The 17,617-nt window shown below is 53.9% G+C and carries 16 protein-coding genes; 15 read left to right on the top strand and 1 reads right to left on the bottom strand.

Annotation, left to right across the window (positions count from 1 at the left end; genetic code table 11):
- Window positions 1–8 precede the first annotated feature (8 nt).
- Window positions 9–749 (bottom strand): YkgJ family cysteine cluster protein, encoded by a 741-nt coding sequence (locus tag BR04_RS11100; RefSeq protein WP_496356082.1) that lies wholly within the window; start codon window positions 747–749, stop codon window positions 9–11.
- Between the two features lie 632 nt (window positions 750–1,381).
- On the opposite strand from BR04_RS11100, the gene aprB reads away from it, so the two are divergent.
- The 15 genes from aprB to gpmI all read left to right on the top strand — a co-directional run bounded on the left by aprB (window position 1,382) and on the right by gpmI (window position 17,606).
- Complete coding sequence (aprB, locus tag BR04_RS11095; protein ID WP_496356081.1) at window positions 1,382–1,831, top strand: adenylyl-sulfate reductase subunit beta; 450 nt, start codon at window positions 1,382–1,384, stop codon at window positions 1,829–1,831.
- A 70-nt stretch (window positions 1,832–1,901) separates the two neighbouring features.
- Window positions 1,902–3,878, top strand: coding sequence for an adenylyl-sulfate reductase subunit alpha (gene aprA / locus BR04_RS11090; protein WP_496356080.1), 1,977 nt, complete (start codon window positions 1,902–1,904; stop codon window positions 3,876–3,878).
- 257 nt (window positions 3,879–4,135) lie between these two features.
- Complete coding sequence (locus BR04_RS11085) at window positions 4,136–5,404, top strand: CoB--CoM heterodisulfide reductase iron-sulfur subunit A family protein (protein WP_496356079.1); 1,269 nt, start codon at window positions 4,136–4,138, stop codon at window positions 5,402–5,404.
- Window positions 5,405–5,416: 12 nt separating this feature from the next.
- Window positions 5,417–7,753 carry an FAD-dependent oxidoreductase gene (locus BR04_RS11080; protein WP_496356078.1) on the top strand — a complete coding sequence of 779 codons (2,337 nt, stop codon included), beginning with the start codon at window positions 5,417–5,419 and terminating at the stop codon, window positions 7,751–7,753.
- A 47-nt stretch (window positions 7,754–7,800) separates the two neighbouring features.
- Window positions 7,801–8,982, top strand: a complete 1,182-nt coding sequence (gene qmoC, locus BR04_RS11075; protein ID WP_496356077.1) for a quinone-interacting membrane-bound oxidoreductase complex subunit QmoC — start codon at window positions 7,801–7,803, stop codon at window positions 8,980–8,982.
- An 81-nt stretch (window positions 8,983–9,063) separates the two neighbouring features.
- Complete coding sequence (locus BR04_RS11070) at window positions 9,064–10,044, top strand: formylglycine-generating enzyme family protein (protein ID WP_496356076.1); 981 nt, start codon at window positions 9,064–9,066, stop codon at window positions 10,042–10,044.
- An 85-nt stretch (window positions 10,045–10,129) separates the two neighbouring features.
- Entirely contained in the window at window positions 10,130–10,855 is a 726-nt protein-coding gene (locus BR04_RS11065; RefSeq protein WP_496356075.1) for a hypothetical protein, read from the top strand.
- Between the two features lie 80 nt (window positions 10,856–10,935).
- Window positions 10,936–11,250: a 50S ribosomal protein L21 gene (rplU, locus tag BR04_RS11060; RefSeq protein ID WP_496356074.1), complete on the top strand. Its 315-nt coding sequence runs from the start codon at window positions 10,936–10,938 to the stop codon at window positions 11,248–11,250.
- A gap of 46 nt (window positions 11,251–11,296) precedes the next feature.
- Complete coding sequence (gene rpmA, locus BR04_RS11055; protein ID WP_496356073.1) at window positions 11,297–11,551, top strand: 50S ribosomal protein L27; 255 nt, start codon at window positions 11,297–11,299, stop codon at window positions 11,549–11,551.
- Window positions 11,548–12,552 carry a GTPase ObgE gene (obgE, locus tag BR04_RS11050; protein WP_496356072.1) on the top strand — a complete coding sequence of 335 codons (1,005 nt, stop codon included), beginning with the start codon at window positions 11,548–11,550 and terminating at the stop codon, window positions 12,550–12,552. The genes rpmA and obgE overlap by 4 nt, the downstream gene beginning before the upstream one ends.
- Window positions 12,542–13,684 carry a glutamate 5-kinase gene (gene proB, locus BR04_RS11045; RefSeq protein WP_496356071.1) on the top strand — a complete coding sequence of 381 codons (1,143 nt, stop codon included), beginning with the start codon at window positions 12,542–12,544 and terminating at the stop codon, window positions 13,682–13,684. The genes obgE and proB overlap by 11 nt, the downstream gene beginning before the upstream one ends.
- 31 nt (window positions 13,685–13,715) lie before the next feature.
- A complete protein-coding gene (locus BR04_RS11040; protein ID WP_496356070.1) occupies window positions 13,716–14,963 on the top strand; it encodes a glutamate-5-semialdehyde dehydrogenase in 1,248 nt (415 codons plus the stop codon).
- A gap of 7 nt (window positions 14,964–14,970) precedes the next feature.
- Entirely contained in the window at window positions 14,971–15,615 is a 645-nt protein-coding gene (nadD, locus tag BR04_RS11035; RefSeq protein WP_496356069.1) for a nicotinate-nucleotide adenylyltransferase, read from the top strand.
- Window positions 15,605–16,075: a ribosome silencing factor gene (gene rsfS, locus BR04_RS11030; protein WP_496356068.1), complete on the top strand. Its 471-nt coding sequence runs from the start codon at window positions 15,605–15,607 to the stop codon at window positions 16,073–16,075. Before nadD ends, rsfS begins: the two co-directional genes overlap by 11 nt.
- The gene (gene gpmI, locus BR04_RS11025; protein WP_496356067.1) at window positions 16,068–17,606 is read left to right on the top strand and encodes a 2,3-bisphosphoglycerate-independent phosphoglycerate mutase; all 1,539 of its coding nucleotides are present in this window, start codon (window positions 16,068–16,070) and stop codon (window positions 17,604–17,606) included. Before rsfS ends, gpmI begins: the two co-directional genes overlap by 8 nt.
- Window positions 17,607–17,617: the final 11 nt, after the last annotated feature.

Genomic DNA, 17,617 nt, shown 5'->3' with positions numbered 1-17,617 from the left:
TGCTCTCCTTATACAGCTTTTCCAAAAATTCTGTGGCGTACCCAGTCCAGGGCGAGGAGGAGGCGCTCTTCGTCATGCGTTTCAGCGGAGAGGAGGCGTTCTTCCGGAAAGAGTCCTGTCAGTTGTCCCGATGCATAAATCTTCCTGTCAAATCCATCTAAATCATAGCATCCGGTGATGAAAATTTCCTTTTCGTGTGGCTGAAGGGGGCCGGGGAGGAGTCGGTTTTTGAGACTGATCAGCATCATCATGGCATCGTTCATATGGTTGTAGCGGTGGAGATCCTGATCCGTGAGCCAGTCTTTCAGGGTCTGGGTTTTTTCGGAAGCAAATCCCTGGCATGAGGGGTCGGGAATGCGGGCGTAGTGGGCCTGGATTCTGCCCGTGGCCCGATTCCGCACCAGTCCCCGGGCCAGAGGGAAAATACGGCAGGATGCGGGTCTGTCATCATATACGTGGCAGCCGGATTCCGTAAGGAAAGGGCAGGCCTGTTCCCGATTCGGATCCAGTTTAAAGGATACCACGGGCAGGCCGCTGCTTTCACCATCATATAGGATGCAGTAGGCAGTGAGAAAGTCGGCACTGTTCATTTTAAGCCGTTTTTTGAGGCGAAGGATGTCGTAGGGGTAGAGGAACTGGCACATGTCGTGGCAGCAATGGTTGAAGCAGGCCCGCTCCCTGTGACATTCAAAGCAGAAGGGCTGATCCTGGGAAAGGGTTTGCAGGGTTTCTTCGGGTAAGGTATCCACGTTTTTTCCTTGCGGGTTATGGGTTGGGATGCGGGGCTGCCGGCGAGGTATCCAGTGTCTTGTTTTTTTAGTTAAGACAAAAAAAGTATGGTTTTCGCGATATGCTGCGAATTCAGAAGGGGTACCATCTGTGGGGCGGATGTCAATCCAAAAAGAAGTTTGACCCGGAAACACTGTTCTGGTGGTGCGGGTGGTGTTGGCAACATATGGTGTTTTTAGATTTTATAAGCCGATGATATTGTATTTTTCCTCTTTTTTTTTGGGAAAAAGAAAAGTTGAAGAAAGTCTCAGGGAGAAAATCCTTGACAAATCTACTGGGCCGGTGTTAACGTCGCTGTTCAATTGGTCTGAGGGTATCTCATTGATATCAAAGTAAAAAATTGTGTTTTTAGATTAATGTGCTGAAAAATCATGGTTTTTCGGCTCGGGGCAGAAAGTGCTTTTGCTGAGGATGTGTGCTGACATGCTGTTCATTTGAAGAAGCTCATATCGGATTTTTGCCGTATGACTCTCGCCAGGATGGCATGTTGCTTGTTTTATAGGGTTCTTGGTCTCCGGTGCGGTGTGTGCATCGGCCGGATTGTTTATCGTCAGGAGTTTGGTTCAACGTACAACTTAGGGAGGTATTGTAAATGCCAAGCTTTGTAATCGCAGAAAAATGTGACGGATGCAAAGGCGGAGAAAAGACTGCTTGCATGTACATCTGCCCCAACGACCTTATGGTGCTGGATCCCAACGCCATGAAGGCCTACAATCAGGAGCCGGATGCATGCTGGGAGTGCTTCTCCTGCATCAAAATTTGCCCGAACCAGGCTATCGGTGTTCGTGGCTACTCTGACTTCGTTCCCATGGGTTCCGACCTTGTCCCCATGATGGGTACCGAAGACATTATGTGGACCTGTAAGTTCCGCAACGGCGTTATCAAGCGCTTCAAGTTCCCCATTCGTACCACGGCTGAAGGTACTGCCAATGCATACGATGGTGCCAAGGGTAAAGACCTGAATACTGAATTCCTTTTCACTGAAGAAGAGGCTGGATTCAAGCAGGCTACTCCCGTAGCGCCCCCCGTATGGAAATCCTGATCTTTTGACTGGGGTTTTTGTCCAATTTAAACATCATTCCTTAACTAGAAACGTTTAGGGAGGCTATACAATGGCATTGCCGAATCAGCCGCATGGCGAACTGAAATGCGTTGAAAATCCTGAAATCATCGAGAAGGAAGTGGATATCCTGATCGTTGGTGGTGGTATGGCTGCATGTGGTACCGCTTTTGAAATCAAAAAGTGGGCCGACGAAGGTACCAAGATTCTTCTGGTGGATAAAGCTGCCATGGAGCGCTCCGGTGCTGTAGCACAGGGCCTTTCCGCCATCAATACTTACATCGGTGACAACAAAGTTGATGACTATGTCCGCATGGTTCGCAACGACCTGATGGGTATTGTGCGTGAAGACCTTATCTTCAACCTGGGCCGTCACGTGGATGATTCCGTTCATCTGTTTGAAGAATGGGGTCTGCCCATTTGGAAAAAAGATGCGGATAACAAGAACGTTGATGGTAAAAAAGGTCTGAAGCTGGGCCTTCTTAAAGATGGTGCCAAGCCTGTACGTACCGGTAAATGGCAGATCATGATCAACGGTGAATCCTACAAGCGGATCGTTGCTGAAGCTGCTAAAAAAGCCCTCGGTGAAGAAAACATCATTGAGCGCGTATTCATCGTGGAACTGCTCCGCGACAAGAATGAACCCAACCGCATTGCCGGTGCCGTCGGTTTCTCCACCCGTGAGAACAAAGTATACTACATCAAGTGCAATACCATGATGGTTGCCTGTGGTGGTGCGGTTAACATTTACCAGCCCCGTTCCGTGGGTGAAGGTAAAGGCCGTGCCTGGTATCCCGTATGGAATGCCGGCTCCACCTACACCATGGCGCTTCGTGCCGGTGCTGAGCTTTCCATGATGGAAAACCGCTTCACGCCTGCCCGTTTCAAAGATGGTTACGGCCCCGTTGGTGCCTGGTTCCTTCTGTTCAAAGCCCATCTGGAAAACTCTCTCGGCGAAAACTATGCAGCTTCTCAGGCAGCCAAGGATGAACTGGCCAAGTACGCTCCCTACGGTACCGCCCCCATCACCCCGACCTGTCTGCGTAACCACCTCCTGATGAACGAAGTGAAGCAGGGTCGTGGTCCCATCATGATGGTAACTTCCAAGGCTCTCCAGAAACTGGGCGAGACCATGGACAAGAAGGAACTCAAGCACCTTGAAGCAGAAGCTTGGGAAGACTTCCTGGATATGACCTGTGGTCAGGCCAACCTGTGGTGCGCCACCAACACCGAGCCTGAGAAAAAAGATTCCGAAATTCTGCCCACCGAACCGTACCTGCTGGGTTCCCATTCCGGCTGCTGCGGTATCTGGGTTTCCGGTCCCAACGAAGACTGGGTTCCCGAAGATTACAAGTGGGGCGATAACGGTGTGGTGTACAACCAGATGACCACCGTAAAAGGTCTCTTCACTGCTGCGGACGGTATCGGCTGCTCCGGTCACAAGTTCTCTTCCGGATCCCATGCAGAAGGCCGTATTGCTGCCAAGATGATGGTAAAATGGGTGAAAAACCATGCCGACTTCAAGCCTGAGCCTGAAATGAATGCTCAGGAAGCTGCAGATCTGGTATGGAAGCCTGTAAAAACCTGGTTTGCCAACAAAGATTACTCCACCATGGCTGACGTCAACCCCAAATTCTGCAAGCCTGCGGGGATGACCATGCGCCTGATGAAAGCCACCAACGAATATGGTGGTGGTGTAGGTTCCTACTACTGCACCAACCAGGCTTCCCTTGAGAACCTGATGGAACTCTTCCAGATGATGCGCGAAGACTGTGAGTTCCTGGCAGCAGGCGACCTGCATGAACTGATGCGCTGCTGGGAAATCTTCCACCGTATTTATACGGTAGAAGCCCACACCCGCCACATCATGTTCCGTAAAGAATCCCGTTTCCCCGGATTCTACTACAGAACAGACTTCATGGGTCAGGATGATGAGAACTGGTTCTGCTTTGTTAACTCTACCTATGACAAAGCCACCAACCAGTGGAACATGAAGAAAGTGCCTTATCACCGCATTATCCCGATGTAATCCGCTTGTGGGCGTGATGTAGTCGGATAGCCTTTGCCTCCTGGTCTCCGGATTCCCGGGGCCAGGAGGTTTTTGTTAAGACACCCCTTCAAAAGGGGCGGGCGGTCTTGCGGGAACGTGCCCAATTATCCGAGGGTTTTTTAGAAGAACCTTGGGATATCTGGGCACAGGGCAGGCAGAATCTGCGTGTTCACCCCTTGCGTCCGATGCACATATTATAAAAAAGCGTTTTTATCTTAAATTTAGGGAGGGAAAGCATGACGTTGGAAAATTCAGCCCCTGCCGGGAGTATTCTGGTTGTCGGGGGGGGGATCAGCGGTCTTACCACGGCCCTCGAAGCTGCCGAAGTCGGCTATGACGTGTACATTGTGGAAAAAACGGCTTCTCTGGGGGGGCGTGTTGCCCAGTTGAACCAGTATTTCCCCAAGCTCTGTCCGCCGACCTGTGGCCTTGAAATCAATTACAGAAGAATTCGTGACAATGCCCGGATCAAGGTGCTCACTCTGGCTGAAGTGGAAAGTGTGACCGGTACTCCCGGTTCCTATTCCGTTCAGGTGAAGGTGGCCCCCCGGTATGTCAACGAAAACTGTACCTGCTGCGGCGATTGTGCCAAGGTTTGTACCACGGAAATTGACAACGCCTTTGATTTTGGTATGTCCAAAACCAAGGGTGCTTATTTGCCCCATGCCATGGCGTTTCCCCAGCGGTATGTGCTTGCGCCGGAAATTATCGGCACCAATGATGCTGCAAAGGTCGCAGAAACCTGCAAGTACAATGCTGTGGATCTTTCCATGCAGCCCAAAGTACTGAATCTTGTGGTGGGTGCTGTGGTCTGGGCCACGGGGTGGAAGCCCTATGACGCGGCAAAGATCGATAACTTGGGTTTTGGCCGCTATCCCGACATCATCACCAACATGATGCTGGAGCGTCTGGCTTCCAAAACGGGGCCGACAGAAGGTAAAATTGTTCGTCCCTCCGATGGCAAAGCTCCGGAAACAGTGGCTTTTGTTCAGTGTGCAGGTTCCAGGGATGAAAACCATTTACCCTACTGCTCCTACATCTGTTGCATGGCCTCTCTGAAGCACGCCACCTATATCCGCAGCCAGTATCCCGATACGGAAGTGTATATTTATTATATTGATCTGCGGGCTCCGGGGTATCGCTATGAGAAGTTCTACAAGATGCTGAAAGAGGATCCCAAGGTCTTTTTCATTAAGGGCAAGGTTGCGGAAGTGGCCGAAGAGGATGGTAAAATCCTTGTGACCGCCGAAAATGCCGTAACGGGTGAAAAAAGCCGCCGTGCCGTGGATCTGGCTGTTCTGGCCACAGGCATGGAACCCAGCCTTGCAGGGGCCAAGCCCAGGGCGGATCTGGTCTTCACGGAAGATGGCTTCATTGTCAATGATTACGCCAAGGGCGGACAGTTTGCCTGCGGCTGCGCCAACAAGCCGGCGGACGTGGTCTCCAGTAACCAGAATGCAACCGGTATGGCTCTCAAGGCAATTCAAACCCTGGTGAAGCGGTAGGAGGCAGATAACATGCAGAAGAAATATGGCGTATACATCTGCACCGGATGTGGCATCGGTGAGATGTTGAATATTGAAAAACTGGAATCTGTGGTGGCGGAAAAACGTTTTGCCTGCAAGACCCACGCCTGTCTCTGTGGCCAGGAAGGTCTGGATCTCATCAAGGCGGATGTGGCCGATGGTACCAATGCCCTGGCCATTGCCGCCTGTTCCCGCAGGGTGAACTTTGATATTTTCAAGTTCGACGGTTGCGTTGTGGATCGTGTGAATCTGCGTGAAGGTGTGGTCTGGAGCCACAGCCGGGATGTGTTCCCCGGGCCTGTCACCGATGATGAGAAAGCGGACGAGTATTTTCTGGATCGTATCCAGCAGATGGCCGATGACTATATCCGCATGGGGATGGCCCGTATTGAAAAGATTGCCATTCCAGAACCCTACAAGCTGGAGAATTACTCCAAGAAAATTCTTGTGATCGGCGGCGGTGTCACGGGTATGAGTGCAGCCCTGGATGCGGCGGCTGCTGGGTATGAAGTGACCATTGTGGAAAAGGACGACGCTCTGGGGGGCTATGCGGCAAAAATGCGCAAGCAGATGCCTGTTGCCATGCCCTTTGAGTCTCTGATTCCGCCTGTGGTGAACGACAAGATCAAGGCCATTGAAGCCTCTTCCAAAATTGAGGTGAAAACCGGTACTGTGGTGGCCCGTATTGCGGGACAGCCCGGTGATTTTACCGTCACCTTCAAAAAGCCAGGTGAAAAAATTGAATTTGATGTCCCCCTCGCCGTTCCTGAAGAGCAGCGGGTGGATGCCAATGGCAAGGCGCTGGATGTGGATCAGATCCGTGTGATCTACAACCAGATCAATGAGGGGCGTGCGGATGTACTGACCTTTGATCCCAATGGTGTGAAGTATGGTGCCGTCATCCTGGCTGCCGGCTGGAAGCCTGCGGAAGTGGATACCGAAGCCTGGGCACACCTGGGTGTGGGCCATGCCGACGTCATCACCAACCATCAGTTTGAAATGATGGCCAAAGAGGGTAAGGTGGTGCGTCCCTCCGACGGGCGTCCAGCGAAAAACGTGGTTTTTGTCCAGAGTCCCGGCAAGGATGGGGATGATGCGGATTTTGACTACTGTGGATCCGTTACCTCCATGGTGGCCTTAAAGCAGGCCAAGTATGTGCGTGAAGATTATGCGGACGGCAAGGCCTATGTGATTTATCAGCATATGCGGACTCCCGGTCTTCAGGAGAACTTCTACAAGTCCATGCAGCAGGATCCCGGCGTTTTTCTTACCAAGGGGGAAGTTACAGCTGTGGAGCCTGGTGCCGACGGCCTTGTGGTGACTGCGGGCAACACCCTCCTCGGGGATGAGATCCAGATCCGGGCCGACCTTGTGGTTCTGGCCACGGGCATGGTTCCTGCCACCAAGGAAGATCCTGTCGTTAACCTCGCCTACCGCCAGGGACCCGGTTTCCGGGATATCAAAACCTTTGACGGGTACGCAGACTCCAATTTCATCTGTTTCCCTTACGAAACCCAGCGTACCGGTGTGTATGCTGCCGGTGCTGTCCGCAGAAGCCAGACCATTGAAGAATCCATGGAAGATGCGGCGGGTGCGGCCCTGAAGGCTATTCAGTGTGTGGAGTCCGCCAATCGGGGTGTGGCGGTTCATCCCCGCTCCGGTGACATGACCTTCCCGGATTTCTTTTTCCAGCGCTGCACCCAGTGCAAACGCTGCACGGAAGAATGCCCCTTCGGAGCACTGGACGATGATGAGCGTGGTACGCCCAAGCCCAACCCCACCCGCTGTCGCCGCTGCGGTACCTGCATGGGAGCCTGCCCTGAACGTATCATTGGTTTTGCGGATTACTCCATTGACTCCGTGGGTTCCATGGTGAAAAGCATCTGGGTGCCTTCGGATATGGATTTCACCGAGCCGCCCATGCGTATTCTGGGGCTGGTCTGTGAAAACGATGCTTACCCCGCACTGGATATGGCGGCCATGAACCGCATTTCCTACCATGCGGATGTGCGTATCATTCCCGTACGCTGTCTGGGTTCCGTCAACGTTATCTGGATCAAGGATGCCCTTTCCCAGGGGATGGACGGCGTCTTTATGATGGGATGCAAGCACGGTGACGATTACCAGTGCCATTTTGTCAAAGGCTCTGAGCTGATGGATGTCCGCTCCAGCAAGATGGGGGATACCCTGACCAGCCTTGGTCTTGAGAATGAGCGTGTTGCCCAGTTTGAGGTGGCCATTGACGAATTCGACAAGGCACCGGAGCTGATCAATAAGTTTGTGGCAAGAATTGAAGAACTGGGTCCGAACCCCTTCAAGGGCTTCTGATAAGGACACCCCACACCGCCCATTGCATATTTGAGGAGGTAGGTCAGATGACACAGAAATATATGGTAGAGCCGGATCTTGGCTTTATCAACGAGGTGATAGGCCTCGGTGGAGATACCTTAAAAAAATGCTTCCAGTGCGCGACCTGTTCGGTTGCCTGCCCCATTTCCCCGGAGAACAAGCCTTTTCCGAGAAAGGAAATGATTGCTGCATCCTGGGGTCTGAAGGATAAGTTGGTGGGAAGTGCGGATATCTGGCTCTGCCATCAGTGCGGGGACTGCAGCACCCTCTGCCCCAGAGGCGCTGCTCCCGGTGATGTGCTGGGTGCTATCCGTTCCTACGCCATCATGGAATACGCCCAGCCCAAGATTGTGGGTAAAATGGTCAATGACCGCAGCAAGCTGGGGATACTGACAGCTGTGCCTGCGGCTATCTTTGCCTTTTTTGCCTTCCTGACAGTGTTCGGTCATGAATTCTTTGCCCGTCTTTTTGGGGGGGAGTTCTGGTATCACACCCATGACGGTCTGCCTGTTCCCGGCATTGCTGCCTCCAACTTTATCTCCAGTTGGTTTGTGGATATGGTATTTGTTCCCTTGGCTTTGGCCATTGTGGTGGTCTTTGGTCTGGGACTCAAGCGCTTTATTGCCGACATCCATGCCAATGCCGTTCTTGAGGGGAAAACCGAGAAGACGGATTTCAACTGGAAAGAGTATGGTCAGGCCCTCTGGAAGGTGCTGCCCACCATCGGTAAACACAAGAAGTTTTCCGAGTGTGGTGAAAACCGTGAACGTGCCACAGCCCATATGATGGTACTTTTCTCCTTCATTGGTCTGGCCGTGGTCACGGGTCTGGTTTTTGTAGGGGTTTACTTTCTGCATCAGGCAACGCCTTACAGCCAGCTTAATCCCATCAAGTGGGTGGCCAACGTTTCCGGTGTAGCCCTCATCCTCGGTATTTTCCTCATGATGAAAAACCGTCTGGCCAGACAAGACCAGAAGTCTGCCTATAAAGACTGGTACATTCTGGGAGTCATTCTGCTGGTAGCGGTTACGGGTATGACGACGCAGATGTTCCGTCTGGGTGGGGTGGCTTTTCTGAGCTACCTTTCCTACTACATCCATCTGATCGCTATTTTCCACCTGTTTGCCTACCTGCCCTTTTCCAAGATGGCGCATCTGGTGTATCGCACCGCAGCCATGGGCTATCAGGAATACAGTGGACGCAAATAAGTTTATTTTAGAGATGTGAAAAAACGGCGGGTCTTTCCTCATTACAGGATCCGCCGTTTTTTGTTCATTTCAGGAGGTGTTATGCGTATCCATCCCCGTATTGTGCGCCTTCTGGCTCTTGCTGTGCTGCTGCCTGCACTTTTTATCGTATACGGTCTCCTGTTCTATGGGCTTCCTGAACCCCGACTGCCCGTGGAAGTTTGTCCGGATCAGGCTGTGGATTTTCGCCCTTTACGTTATGTGGATCCTGTGACAGGCCTTGGGTTTGTATCTCTTCCTCCAGGGTGTTTCTGGATGGGAAGTCCCGAAAGGGAGGAAGGGCGTATGCCCCATGAAGGCCCCCGGATTTATCAAAAGGTAAATGCGCTTTATATGGGGGAAACCCCTGTCACCCGAAGGGCCTTTGCGATTTTTGTGGCGGAAACGGGCTACGTGACGGATGCAGAAAGGGAGGGGTTTTCATGGGTATATACCGGTACTCAGTGGGAAGCCCTGTCTGGGTATTCCTGGAAAAACCCAGGGCATCACCAAACCGAGGAAGACCCTGTAGTGCATGTTACGCTGGGGGATGCAAAGGCCATGGCGGCCTGGATGAGTGGCTGGCACCGGCAATACCGTCTGCCTTCGGAGCCGGAGTGGGAGTATGCAGCCAGAGGGGGGAACGGGGCCGCCCGTTTTTGGGGTGAGGATCTGGCATTCATGGCTCGTTACGCCAATGTGGCGGATCTCAGCGCCAGAAAACGTTTTTCGGGTTGGGCGGTGGCGCCTGTGGAGGATGGTTTTGTATACACGTCCCCCGTGGCCTCCTTTTTGCCGAATCCCTATGGACTTCATGATATGCTGGGCAATGTCTGGGAATGGTGCAATACCCGGTATGCAGCATCCGCATATCAGGAGGAACGATTTTTACGGCCGGGTAGACGGGATCCTGTCGCGATCCGGGGGGGCTCGTGGTATACCCGGCCCGAGAGTGTACGGTCTGCAGCCCGTGATTTTATGGGGAATCCGCGCCGGTCGGGGCAGGATGTGGGCTTTCGGCTGGTTCTGGAAAAGAGGGATTGACCGGGACAGTGGGATCGCGTATAGATATCCGGTGTTTTTGGCATGAAATCCAGCCTTTGTTAAGTCATGGACAGGGTGGGGGGGGATGGAAGACCGTTTTTCAAAGATATACTCCCGACCAAGGGATGCATTTTCGGGTATTGCCAGACTCTTTACCGGTGATGAGGTTAAATCTTTTTTTCAGCGTTATATTTTTGTCATTGTTCTCATTGAAGTGGGTATTTTTATTGCCTGCTGGATGTATCAGCTGGGACTGGTCGGAGAGGATCGCTTTGGGCATATCACCCGCGCTTTTCCTTGGAAAACCTATTTTTTGATGGCTTTTCTGGCACCCGTAACCCTGACCTTTCTCTTGGGGCTTGTGGTGGGCGCTTTTAATATTTTTTTACATGGAGAGTTACAGCAGGATGCAGAAGGCATAAGGGCAGGAGGGCCACGTTGGCTGCGCTCCCTGTTGCAGATTCCTTTTTTAGTTTTGCTGCTTCTGCTGGGTATGGTGGCAGGGCTTGTCTATCGCATGGATGAAATTCTTTATTTCATGGATCATGCGGGGAGTGCCATGCTGGATGTTGTACGGGTAGTGGGGATTCTGGCTGTGATCTGTGGTTCCGGAGTTGGCGTTCTCTGGATGGTGTTGAGCTACAGGTTGAAGAAGAAGGCGCTGGAATGCCATTACAAGGCCGAGGTTTTACGGTGCCTGCCCCTGTCCGAAGAAAAGGGGATTCCACCAGCCGTTTTGTCCCGGATACTTTCCGATCCATCTCCTGTGGCACCGCCGGCCAAGGAGAGGAAACAGAAAAAAAAATCCTGACAGGGACAGGGCGATGCAGAGGAACCCTTCTTTTGAAAAAGGGCCTTTTGAGTATTTTTTTGGATCAAGGAGAAAATCTGATGACGTATGCTGTGATTGCAACGGGCGGTAAACAGTACCGGGTCGCTGAAGGGGAAACCCTCAGAGTCGAGAAAATCGCCGGAGAGCTTGGCGCCGAAGTTGTGCTGAACTCCGTTCTGCTTGCCAGGATCGGAGATGCACTGAAAATTGGCCAGCCCATGCTTGAAGGTGCAGCGGTTCATGCCACCATCGTGGAGCAGGACAAGGCCAAAAAAGTTCTGGTATTCAAGTATAAACGGAGAAAGCGTTACCGTAAGATGCAGGGCCATCGTCAGCCCTACACCGCGTTGCGCATCAACCGTATTGAGGCCTGATCTGATTTTGGGTATGGACTTGTTTGAATGATAAGGAGTTTTGCAGATGGCACATAAGAAGGCGGCGGGCTCTACCCGCAACGGTCGCGACAGTAATGGTCAGCGCCGGGGCGTAAAACGTTTTGGTGGTGAAATCGTGAAGGCGGGTAATATTATTGTCCGTCAGGTGGGAACCAAAGTTTATCCCGGTGAGAACGTGGGCATGGGCAAGGACTATACCCTGTTTGCCAAAGTAGATGGCAGGGTGGCCTTTGAACGCTACGGTCGTGATCGGAAGAAAGTCAGTGTATACCAGGCGTGAAATTCGTCGATGAAGCACAAATTACCGTTGAATCCGGCCATGGCGGCCGGGGTTGTGTCAGTTTCCGAAGGGAAAAATTTATTCCCAAGGGAGGCCCTGACGGCGGAGATGGTGGTGACGGTGGTGATGTGATCCTGAAAGCGTCCGATGCAAAACGGACGCTTTACCGTTTTCGTCACCGGGAACACCATGCCGCAGAAAGAGGGCAGCCTGGTGAAGGGGCTAACCGTTCGGGGCGCAGGGGGGAAGATCTTCTTCTGGAAGTGCCTACGGGTACCGTGGTCTGGAACAGTGAAACCGGAGAGCGTATCTGTGACCTTGATCTTCCCGGCTCTACCTTCATGGTGGCCAAGGGAGGTCAGGGGGGCAAGGGGAACCGCTTTTTTATGAGAGCGACCCATCAGGCTCCCCGCTTTGCCCAGCCGGGTACAGAAGGGGAATATCTGACCCTGCGTCTGGAGCTGAAACTCATTGCGGATGTCGGGATTATCGGACTTCCCAATGCGGGGAAAAGTACTCTGATCCGGGCCATCTCCGCAGCCAAGCCACGGGTGGCAGATTACCCCTTTACCACCCTGGTGCCCAATCTTGGTGTGGTGAATCCCCCTTGGGGCGAACCCTTTGTGGTGGCGGATATCCCTGGGCTGGTGGCAGGTGCCCATGAGGGGATTGGTCTGGGGCATCGTTTTTTGCGTCATGTGGAAAGAACCCGTATTCTGGTGCATATGATTGATGCCATGGCCATGGATCCGGAACATCCCCTGGAAGCCTTTGAGACCATCAACCGGGAGTTGCGGCTTTACAGCGAATCCCTGGCCGAAAAGCCCCAGATTGTGGTGCTGAACAAGATGGATCTGGGGGAAGCCAGGGAAAATGCTCTCCAGTTCAAAGACCTCTTTCCTTCCCATAAGGTGGTGGGGATTTCCGCTGCAACGGGAAAGAATCTGGACGCCTTTCTTGAGATCCTGACGCGGGAGATCAACAGCGAAGATGAAGGATAGATTCCAGTGGTTTTCCAGAACCCGTCGGGTGGTGGTCAAGGTGGGCAGCAATGTCCTTACCGCCTCCGACGGGTTGAATCTTGATGTGATGAAGGCGATCAGCCATGAGATTCATACGCTCATGACCGGTGGCCTTGAAGTTATTCTGGTCTCCTCCGGCGCAATGGCTGCGGGCATGCGCCGACTGAAGCTTGCCAAAAGGCCGGTGGAGATTCCCAAACGTCAGGCCACCGCTGCGGTGGGACAGGCGGGTCTTATTATGGAGTATGAGCATATTTTCGAGGCTTTCGGAAAAACCGTGGCCCAGGTGCTGCTCACCCAGGAAGATCTTTCCAACCGCAAGCGTTTTCTCAATGCCCGTAACACTTTAAACACGCTCATTGACTGGGGGGTTCTGCCCATCATCAATGAAAACGACACCGTGGCCGTGGAGGAGATCAAGTTCGGAGACAACGACAACCTTTCCGCCATGATCACCCTCCTCATGGATGCGGATCTCCTCATTAATCTTACGGACATCGACGGCCTTTTCACCAAAGATCCCCGCACCAGCAGCGATGCAGAGCTGATTCCTGTGGTGGAGCGCATCACCCGCAGAATTGAGGCCCTGGCAGGTGATATCCCTGGTGCTCTGGGCACAGGGGGCATGGGCAGCAAAATCCGTGCGGCCAAAAAAACCACCCTGGCGGGAATTCCCATGGTCATCGCGCGGGGAAGTCGGCCTGGGGTGCTTACCGACCTTTTTGCGGGCAGGGAGCTTGGTACCTTTTTTGTGCCGGGGAACAACCGTCTGCGCAGCAGAAAGTGCTGGATCGCCTTCAACCTTAAGCCCAAGGGCAGCCTGTTTCTTGATGCGGGGGCTTCGGCTGCTCTGTGTTCCCAGGGAAAGAGTCTGCTGCCCGGAGGCATCATCCGGGTGGACGGAGAATTCTCCATGGGTGCTCCGGTAAGTATCCTGGATGCGGAGGGGGCTGTGCTGGGCATGGGACTCTGCAATTATGCCTCTGCGGACGTGCGGCGTATTATGGGCCGCAAAACGGCCCAGATCCGGGATGTGCTGGGCTATAAGCCCTATGATGAGGTGATCCACAGGGACAACCTGGCCATCACGGCGGGAGAAGACAGCCCCTGATCTTTATGGGGAGAAAGGAAAAGGCTTCTGAATGGAAGAAAGCATCCGGATCATGGCGCGTCAGGCGAAGATGGCCTCCCGAAGGCTTGCCGCAGCAGGTACCGCCCAGAAAAATCTGGCGCTGGAGAAGCTCTGTGACCAGCTGGTGGCGGACAAGGCCCGTATTCAGGCGGAGAATGGCCGGGATGTGGAAGCTGCCCGGAAAAACGGCCTGTCTTCTGCCATGGTGGATCGCCTCATCCTTTCGGACAAGGTGATGAACGCCATGATTCAGGGCGTTCGGGAGGTGATCCAGCTTCCCGATCCCGTGGGTGCCATCCGGGACATGGTGCTGAGGCCCAGCGGCATTCAGGTGGGCAGGATGCGCATTCCTCTGGGGGTGATCGCCATGATCTACGAGTCCCGGCCCAATGTCACCGTGGATGCGGCGGCTCTGTGTCTCAAGGCGGGCAATGCGGTGATTCTCCGGGGCGGTTCCGAGGCCATTTATTCCAACCGGGTGCTGGCGGAGACCATCCGGAAAGCCTTAAACGATGCGGGTCTGCCTGAGGAAGCGGTGCAGGTTCTGCCCATGACGGATCGGGCGGCCCTTCCTTTTCTGCTTCAGCAGGAGGAGAGCATTGATCTTGTCATTCCCAGAGGGGGCGAGGGGCTGATCCGCTTTGTCACGGAAAATTCCAGAATCCCCGTTCTGAAACACTACAAGGGAGTCTGTCATATTTTTGTGGATGCGGATGCGGACTTTGGCAAGGCCCTTCCCGTCCTCCTCAACGCCAAGTGCCAGCGGCCTGGTGTCTGTAACGCCCTTGAGACCCTTCTTGTGCATGAAAAGGTGGCGGCGGAATTTCTGCCCCTTGCGGCCAGGGCGCTGACGGAGGCGGGCGTTCGACTGCGGGGTTGTCCGCGCACCTGTGCCCTGGTGGAAGCGGAGGCCGCCACGGAAGCGGACTGGCCCGCCGAATACCTCGATCTCATCCTTGCCGTGAAGGTGGTGGATTCCCTGGATGCGGCCATGGCCCACATCAGCCAGTACAATTCCGGGCATACGGAAAGCATCATCACGGAAAACTGGGGCAGGGCTTTGCGCTTTATCCGGGAAGTGGATGCCTCCGCCGTGATGGTGAATGCCTCCACCCGTTTCAACGACGGCGGGGAGCTGGGTCTTGGGGCGGAGATTGGTATTTCCACATCCAAGCTCCATGCCTACGGTCCCATGGGTCTTGTGGAGCTGACCACGGAAAAATTCGTGGTCTTTGGCGATGGCCAGGTGCGGGCCTGAAAGCTCCATGGCCGCACGTCTGAAAACCGCCATCCTGGGCGGTACCTTCAACCCCGTGCATATGGGGCATCTTGGTATTGCAGAAGAAGTGCTGCAAAGCCAGGGACTGGATCGGGTGCTTTTTGTACCTGCGGGTGTGCCGCCCTGGAAGGCGGGAAGGGGGGATCTGGTTTCCGCCGAAGACCGCCTTCACATGGTGACTCTTGCCATTGCAGGAAATCCGGAATTTAGGGTTACGGATCTGGAGCTTCGGCGAGAGGGGCCGTCCTACACCTGGGATACGGTCTCCTTTCTGATGGAAGCCCATCCGGATACGGATTTCTGTTTTCTGCTGGGCATGGACGCCATGGCCGGTATTCGCTCCTGGCATCAATGGGAGGCCCTTTTGTCGAAAATACCCTTCTGGGTCATGACCCGGCCGGATACGCCTTCTGAAGTGCTGGAAGGGGTGCTGCCGGAATATGCCCCTGCGGGGGATCGTTTTTTGTATCCGGGGCGGCCGGAGATCCGAAGAATTTCCGTAAGCCCCCTTGCGGTGAGTGCCACAGAGATTCGAAGGCGGATCTCTGAGGGGCGCTCCGTCACCGGTCTGGTTCCGGAGGCGGTCTGTGACTATATCCGTGACCGAGGATTGTATTGCCATGCATGCTGAACTTGAAAAATTGCTGACGCCTTTTCTGGAAGCGGCCTGTAGCCGCAAAGCCGAAAATATTGTGGCGCTGGATTTAAGAAAACTCATTGCTTATGCCGACGTCTTTTTGATCATGACAGTGAACTCCACCCGTCAGGCCAAGGCTGTTGCGGATCATATGCGCAAACAACTCAGGGACGTCAAGGTTAAGGCCCTGAGTATTGACGGGGTGGAAGAGGGCCAATGGGTACTCATGGATTACGGGGATGTGATTGTGCATATCTTCCATGAACCTGTACGGGACTTCTATGATCTGGAGGGACTCTGGAGCGATGCGCCCCGCTTTGGTGAAGCACTGATTTCGGAAATGGTGCAGAAGGCTTTGACCCATCCGGATCCCGAGGCGGAAAAGGACGTCTTCTGGGAGTGGGAGGATGACGAGGCACCGAAGTGGGATGAAGGGGATGGGAGTGATGCCTGAGGTACAGCCCTGTCTGCTGATGATTCTGGATGGCTGGGGGCTTGCCGATGCCGGGCCGGGCAATGCGGTTCAGAATGCCAGGACACCGGTGCTGGATGAACTGATACGTACCTTTCCTGCCACCACCCTCGCCTGCAGTGGCCCGGATGTGGGGCTTCCCCAGGGGATTATGGGCAATTCCGAGGTGGGGCATCTCAACCTTGGGGCGGGTCGCATTGTGTATCAGGATCTTTTGCGCATTGACCGTTCCATTGAAGACGGCTCTTTTTTCAGCAATCCCGTCCTGATCCAGGCCATGGAAAGGGCAAGGGAGCGGGGAAGTACCTGTCACCTCATGGGGCTTCTTTCCGATGGAGGGGTGCATTCCAGAATGTCCCATCTCAGAGCGCTCATTGCTCTGGCAAAGGATCGGGGATTTTCCTCCATAGCCCTGCATCCCATTCTGGATGGCCGGGATACCGCGCCGAAGTCCGGGCTGGGGTATCTTAAAGAGCTTCTGGATTTTACTCAGGAGATATCTGAGGCTTTTGTGTCCACCCTCTGCGGCCGTTTCTACGCCATGGACAGGGATACCCGCTGGGAGCGTACGGAGCGGGCCTTCAGGCTTTACACCTCTGGCGAAGGGGCGGTGGCGGAAGATCCCTGCGCTTTTGTGGAAGCATCCTACAGCCAAGGCGTGACGGATGAGTTTTTGGAGCCTGTCCGGTTTTCCCATGGCAAGGGTGAAGCAGGCCAGATTCGTGACGGGGATCTCGTAATTTTCTGTAACTTTCGGGCAGACAGGGCCCGTCAGATCACCCGTGCCTTTACGGATCCGCAGTTTGAGCCTTTTGTAAGAGCGAAAAACCCTTCCGCGGACTGGGTCTGCATGACCCGGTATGATGAAAAATTTGATCTCCCCGTAGCTTTTGGCCCCCAGCATCTTAAGAATATTCTGGGGGAGGTGGTGAGCCGGGCAGGATTTTCCCAGCTGCGTATTGCGGAAACGGAAAAATATGCCCATGTCACCTATTTTTTCAACGGAGGGGAGGAAGCGCCCTTTGCCGGTGAAGAGCGTGTGCTGGTGCCTTCTCCCAGAGAAGTGGAAACCTATGATGAAAAGCCGGAGATGAGTGCCGCTCTTGTGGCGGATCGTTTTCTGGAAAAGGTGGCTTCAGGGGAGTATGCCCTGATGGTGCTGAATTTTGCCAACATGGACATGGTGGGCCATACGGGGAATCTGGAGGCGGCCTGTGCGGCCTGTGAGGCTGTGGATCGGAATGTGAGCCGCATTGTGACTGTTATGCGTCAAAAACATATTCCCGTTCTCATCACAGCAGATCATGGCAATGCTGAACAGATGCAGGATACTTCGGGTAAGATGCATACGGCCCATACCTGCAATCCTGTTCCCCTGATCCTGGTGGATGAAACGCGCAGACAGATTCGCTTGCGATCCGGGCGGCTTGGCGATGTGGCTCCGACCCTGCTTGAGATCATGGGGCTTGAGATTCCGGAAGAGATGACAGGCATAAGTCTGATCACAGACTGAGGAAAATTTCA

The sequence above is a fragment of the Desulfobotulus sapovorans DSM 2055 genome (genome assembly GCF_059569355.1).
This window is presented reverse-complemented; position numbering and strand designations above follow the sequence as displayed.